This is a genomic window from Ensifer sp. ZNC0028, assembly GCF_000799055.1.
Classification (GTDB): Bacteria; Pseudomonadota; Alphaproteobacteria; order Rhizobiales; family Rhizobiaceae; genus Ensifer.
Genome location: NZ_JTLA01000244.1, coordinates 1 through 4875 on the forward strand (window position 1 = coordinate 1; position 4875 = coordinate 4875).

The 4875-nt window shown below is 64.5% G+C and carries 4 protein-coding genes and 1 pseudogene; all 5 read right to left on the bottom strand.

The features are described 5' to 3' along the window. Window positions 1–248: 248 nt before the first annotated feature. A complete protein-coding gene (locus tag L981_RS32825) occupies window positions 249–833 on the bottom strand; it encodes a DUF2585 domain-containing protein (RefSeq protein ID WP_043627097.1) in 585 nt (194 codons plus the stop codon). Window positions 834–838: 5 nt separating this feature from the next. Next, entirely contained in the window at window positions 839–1471 is a 633-nt protein-coding gene (locus L981_RS32830) for a septation protein A (RefSeq protein ID WP_156134322.1), read from the bottom strand. 108 nt (window positions 1472–1579) lie between these two features. Further along, a complete protein-coding gene (gene ftsY, locus L981_RS32835; protein ID WP_043627089.1) occupies window positions 1580–3367 on the bottom strand; it encodes a signal recognition particle-docking protein FtsY in 1788 nt (595 codons plus the stop codon). Window positions 3368–3385: 18 nt separating this feature from the next. Continuing rightward, complete coding sequence (mtaB, locus tag L981_RS32840; protein ID WP_043627092.1) at window positions 3386–4660, bottom strand: tRNA (N(6)-L-threonylcarbamoyladenosine(37)-C(2))-methylthiotransferase MtaB; 1275 nt, start codon at window positions 4658–4660, stop codon at window positions 3386–3388. Continuing rightward, window positions 4657–4875: pseudogene (locus tag L981_RS32845) on the bottom strand (diaminopimelate epimerase); the annotation flags it as partial. The pseudogene L981_RS32845 and the gene mtaB, both read right to left, overlap by 4 nt.

The following is a 4875-nucleotide window of genomic DNA, read 5'->3' on the forward strand; positions in this document are numbered from 1 at the left end:
TCATCCGGCCTGCCGGCCACCTTCTCCCCGCTCGCGGGGAGAAGGAGACGTGTGGCGATCGACCGTCCAAATCATCGGGATTGCATGTCGTGGGCGTGACTGATCTCGCCCTTGAGGGCGTGGGAATGTAGCGCAGTCGGGTTGGCACAACTCCCTTCTCCCCGCGAGCGGGGAGAAGGTGGCGGCAGCCGGATGAGGGCAAGCCCTCACCGCGCGGATAAGGCGCCGAAGCAAATGCCGAAGGTCCGCTAGATCCCTGCCTGCCAATCCCGGACCGCATCCAGCTGCCAGACGAGCATCAGCACGTTGAGCGTGAGGTTGTCGCGGATCAGCCAGCCGGTGAAGAGCTCGAAGACGATGGCGACCGTCACGGTCAGCCAGACCGGCATGCGGGCGGCAAACAGGAAGCCAGCGGCCATGGCCAGCGTATCCATCGTCGAATTCAGGATGCTGTCGCCGAAATAGTCGAGCGAGATCGTTGCCGAGCGGTAGCGGTTGATCACCATCGGCGTGTTTTCGGCGATCTCCCAGGCGGATTCGATCACTGTCCCAAGGAAGAGTTTTGCCGTCAGCGGCTTGCCGCGCAGGAGCAGATGGCCGAGGCCGTAAAACAGGAAGCCGTGGATGATGTGCGACGGCGTGTACCAGTCGGCGATGTGCTGCGAGTTGCCGCTGGATTTGGCGACCGGCTCGAACAGTTTGACGTAGCCGCATTCGCAGATCCAGAGACGACCCATCAGATGCTGGGTGACGATCTGGATGACGAGAACAGCAAGACAGGCGGCGAGCCAGAGGAGTGCGTGCCGGTTGCGGCTGTCATTCTCCTCGAGCATCGTGCTCACTCGGCGTTCTCCTGGTCAAGCGAGTGCTTCATGATCAGCGGCATCTGGGCGAGCGTGAACAGAATGGTGATCGGCATCGTACCCCAGACCTTGAAGGCGACCCAGAAATCGGTCGAGAATGAGCGCCAGACCACTTCGTTGAGCACCGCCAGGAACAGGAAGAACACGCCCCAGCGCAGCGTCAGCTTGCGCCAGCCGGCCTCGTCGAGCTTGAAGGCGGAGTGGAAGACGTAGCCGAGCAGCGACTTGCCGAACAGCAGGCCGCCGAGCAGGATCGCGCCGAACAGCGTGTTGACGATCGTCGGTTTCATCTTGATGAAGGTGTCGTTCTGCAGCCAGAGCGTCAGCGCGCCGAAGACGAAGACGACGATGCCCGAAATCAGCGGCATCATCGGCAGGGTGCGGGTCAGCACCCAGGACACGGCAAGCGCGATCGCGGTCGCAGCCATGAAGAGGCCGGTGGCGATGAAGATCGGACCACCGAGCTCGGCGAGCGCCGGAAAATGCCCGGCCAGCCATTCGCCGCGCGAGTTGGCAAAGAAGAAGACCATCAGCGGCCCAAGCTCCAGCACCATCTTGAGCAAGGGGCTGACTTCCTTCTGCGGCTTGGAAGCCTCGATCGACGACATCTGGGGGTCCTGTTTCTGCATGTACCTGCTGCTCATAACACCAGCTTTGCGGCAAAACCATATCAAGGCAACGGGCCGGCGCAACTACGCACGGGCCCGATCGCCCCGTCAGGCGGCAACGCCGGCGATCGCCTCGGCAAAATCCTTGGCTTCGAAGGGTTCGAGATCGTCGATGCCTTCGCCGACACCGATGAAATAGACCGGCAGCTTGTGCTTGGCGGAGATGGCGACGAGGATGCCGCCGCGCGCTGTGCCGTCCAGCTTGGTCATGATCAGTCCACTGACGCCCGCGACGTTGCGGAAGATCTCGACCTGCTGCAGCGCGTTCTGGCCGGTGGTGGCGTCCAGCGTCTGCAGCACGGTGTGCGGCGCATCCGGATCGAGCTTGCCGAGCACGCGCACGATCTTTTCGAGTTCGGCCATCAGCTCGGCCTTGTTCTGCAGGCGGCCGGCCGTATCGATGATCAGCACGTCGGACTTCTTCTCGCGCGCCTGCTGGAAGGCCTCATAGGCAAGGCCTGCCGCATCGGCGCCGAGCTTGGAGGAGACGATCTCGGAGTTGGTGCGCTCGGCCCAGATCTTCAGCTGCTCGATCGCGGCGGCGCGGAAGGTGTCGCCGGCGGCGAGCATCACCTTGAGGCCTGCGCCCGAAAGCTTGGCGGCAAGCTTGCCGATCGTCGTCGTCTTGCCGGTGCCGTTGACGCCGACAACGAGGATCACATGCGGCTTGTGGCTGAGGTCGAGTTCCAGCGGCTTGGCGACGGGCGATAGCACCTTGGTGATCTCGCCGGCCATGATGCGCGAGACGTCTTCGCCCGACACGTCCTTGCCGTAGCGTTCCGACGCGAGCGTGTCGGTGATGCGCATCGCGGTTTCGACGCCGAGGTCGGCCTGGATCAGCAGGTCTTCGAGGTCCTGCAACGTCGCTTCGTCGAGCTTGCGCTTGGTGAACAGGCTGGCGATCTGGCCGGTCAGTTGCGACGAGGTGCGCGCAAGGCCGCGGCGCAGGCGCTGGTACCAGCTGAGCTTTTCCTTCGGCGCGGCGACGGGTTCTTCCTTGGGCTTGCGCTCGCTGGCGGAGAAGCCTTTGGGGAGAGCGGGGGCGGCAGTGGGCTCGGCCTCGGCTGGCTCGGTCGATGGGGTTTCGACAGCTCCTGTCGTGTCGGCCTCCGCGGTCTCGACGCTCTCGCGGAGCGCTGCGGCTGCGGCTTCATCCCCCTCTGCCCTGCCGGGCATCTCCTCCACTGGGGGGGAGATTGCGCTGGGCTCGCTCTCGAGCTCGGAAGCGCGCGTTTCGGTCGTTGCTTCCACTTCGACATCGTTGGCGTCGGCTGGCAACGTGTCCGCGGTGTTTTCGATGGTCTCCGCGTGAGCGGCTGCGAGCGTGTCTTCCTCGGTCGCCGGGCTTTCGCTGGAAACTGGTTCCGCAGTCTCGGTGGCTGCTACCGCTTCTTCTGCCGCAGCCTCGGCCTCCGTCGGCTCTGCCTCCTTGTGAAGGAGATGTTCCGTAAGGACAGAGGGGGGGATCGCGGTCACGGTCTCGGCCGGCGTTACCTCAGCCTCGACCGCGGCGGCATCGTCACGCGCCAGTTCCTCGGCATCATCCGAAGCCGGGCCGCCGGCGGTCTCGATCTCGGCTTCCAGCACAGGATCGCTGTCGGAAAGTGGCAAGGTCTCGATCTCGACGAGCGGTTCGAAAGCAGCTTCCGAGCTCTCTTCGACCACTGCCTGAACGACGGGGGCGGCCGCTTCGGGACTTTCCGTGGACTGCGGAGACGGCTGTTCCGCTTCGGGCGCAGAGACGATGGTCTCCTCCGGCACACCTTCCGGCGGCTTCGTTTCCTCCACCGCGCCCTTGCCGAAGGTGAAGATCCTCTTGATGAAACCCATTGCCATTCAGGAATTCCGCATAAATCAGGCCGCAGCCATCTGTTTTACCTGCATCGTCAGATGCTTGCCATTGTGGCCGGTGATCGAGACCGGGACAAGCGCACGGGGCGTCAGGCCAGCCGCGTCGACGAGCGTGAAGTTTTGTGTGTGGGCAAGCCCGTTGTTCTCGACCAGGATCGTCTGCTCGCTGCCGACCATGCCGTCGAGATGGTGTGCATAGAGTGTCGCGCCGACGGCGCGAAGCCTAGCGGCACGATCCTTGACGAGGCCCCGGTCGAGCTGCGGCATGCGTGCGGCCGGCGTACCGGGACGCGGGCTGTAGGGGAAGACGTGCAGATGCGCGATGCCGCAGTCCTCGGCCAGCCTCGCGGCATTTTCGAACATGTCTTCGGTTTCGGTGGGGAAGCCGGCGATCATGTCGGCGCCGAGGCTGATCTCCGGGCGCAGGCGGCGGACCTGATCGGCAAAATCGCGAGCGTCGGCGCTCGAATGGCGACGCTTCATGCGCTTCAGGATCAAATCGTCGCCATGCTGCAGCGACAGGTGCAGGTGCGGCATGAAGCGTGCTTCGTCGGCGATCAGGTCGAAGAGGTGCTTGTCGGCCTCGATGCCGTCGATCGAGGAAAGGCGCAGGCGGCGAATTTCCGGTACCTGCTTCAGGAGCGTCTTGGCGAGCATCCCGAGCGTCGGTGCGCCCGGAAGATCAGTGCCGTAGCTCGTCGCGTCGACGCCGGTCAGCACAATCTCGCAATAGCCCGTTTCGACCAGTCTGCGCGCCTGATCGACCACGGCGCCCATCGGCACGGAGCGGGAATTGCCGCGGCCATAGGGGATGATGCAGAAGGTGCAGCGGTGGTCACAGCCGTTCTGCACCTGGATGAAGGCGCGCACATGGCCGTCGATGTGCTTGACCATCTGGGGCGCGGTGGCGCGCACGCTCATGATGTCGTTGACCCGCAGCTTTTCTTCCGCCGAGACGCCGAAATCGGGCAGCGCGCGATAGGAAGCGCTCTTCAGCTTCTCTTCGTTGCCGAACACCGCGTCGACCTCTGCCATCTCGGCGAAGGTTTGCTTCTCGGTCTGGGCGGCGCAGCCGGTGACGATGATGCGGGCATGCGGATTGTCGCGGCGGGCGCGGCGGATCGCCTGACGTGCCTGTCGAACGGCCTCGCCGGTAACGGCGCAGGTGTTGACGAGAATGGCGTTGTTCAGCCCCGCCTTCTCGGCTTCCGCCCGCATCACTTCGGATTCGTAGGTGTTGAGGCGGCAGCCGAAGGTTATGACCTCGACGCCGCTCAAAGCGCCCGGGCTCCGCCGGCTTCGGCCGCGTCGCGCTGCCAGATGCCGGTCGTCGGGTTCAGCGTGCCGGACCATTCCCATTCGGCCGGTCCCGTCATGACGACATGGTCGTCGTGCTCGCGCCATTCGATGGTCAGCTTTGCCGGGGCAGGGGCTGAGGCGACATCGATCGTCACCTTGCGGCCGGTGCGGCCGGTGCGCGCGGCGCTGACGGC

Coding starts and splice junctions, on each gene's coding strand:
- L981_RS32825 (WP_043627097.1), bottom strand. CDS start 833: ATGCTCGAGGAGAATGACAGCCGCAACCGGCACGCACTCCTCTGGCTC.
- L981_RS32830 (WP_156134322.1), bottom strand. CDS start 1,471: ATGTCGTCGATCGAGGCTTCCAAGCCGCAGAAGGAAGTCAGCCCCTTG.
- ftsY (WP_043627089.1), bottom strand. CDS start 3,367: ATGGCAATGGGTTTCATCAAGAGGATCTTCACCTTCGGCAAGGGCGCG.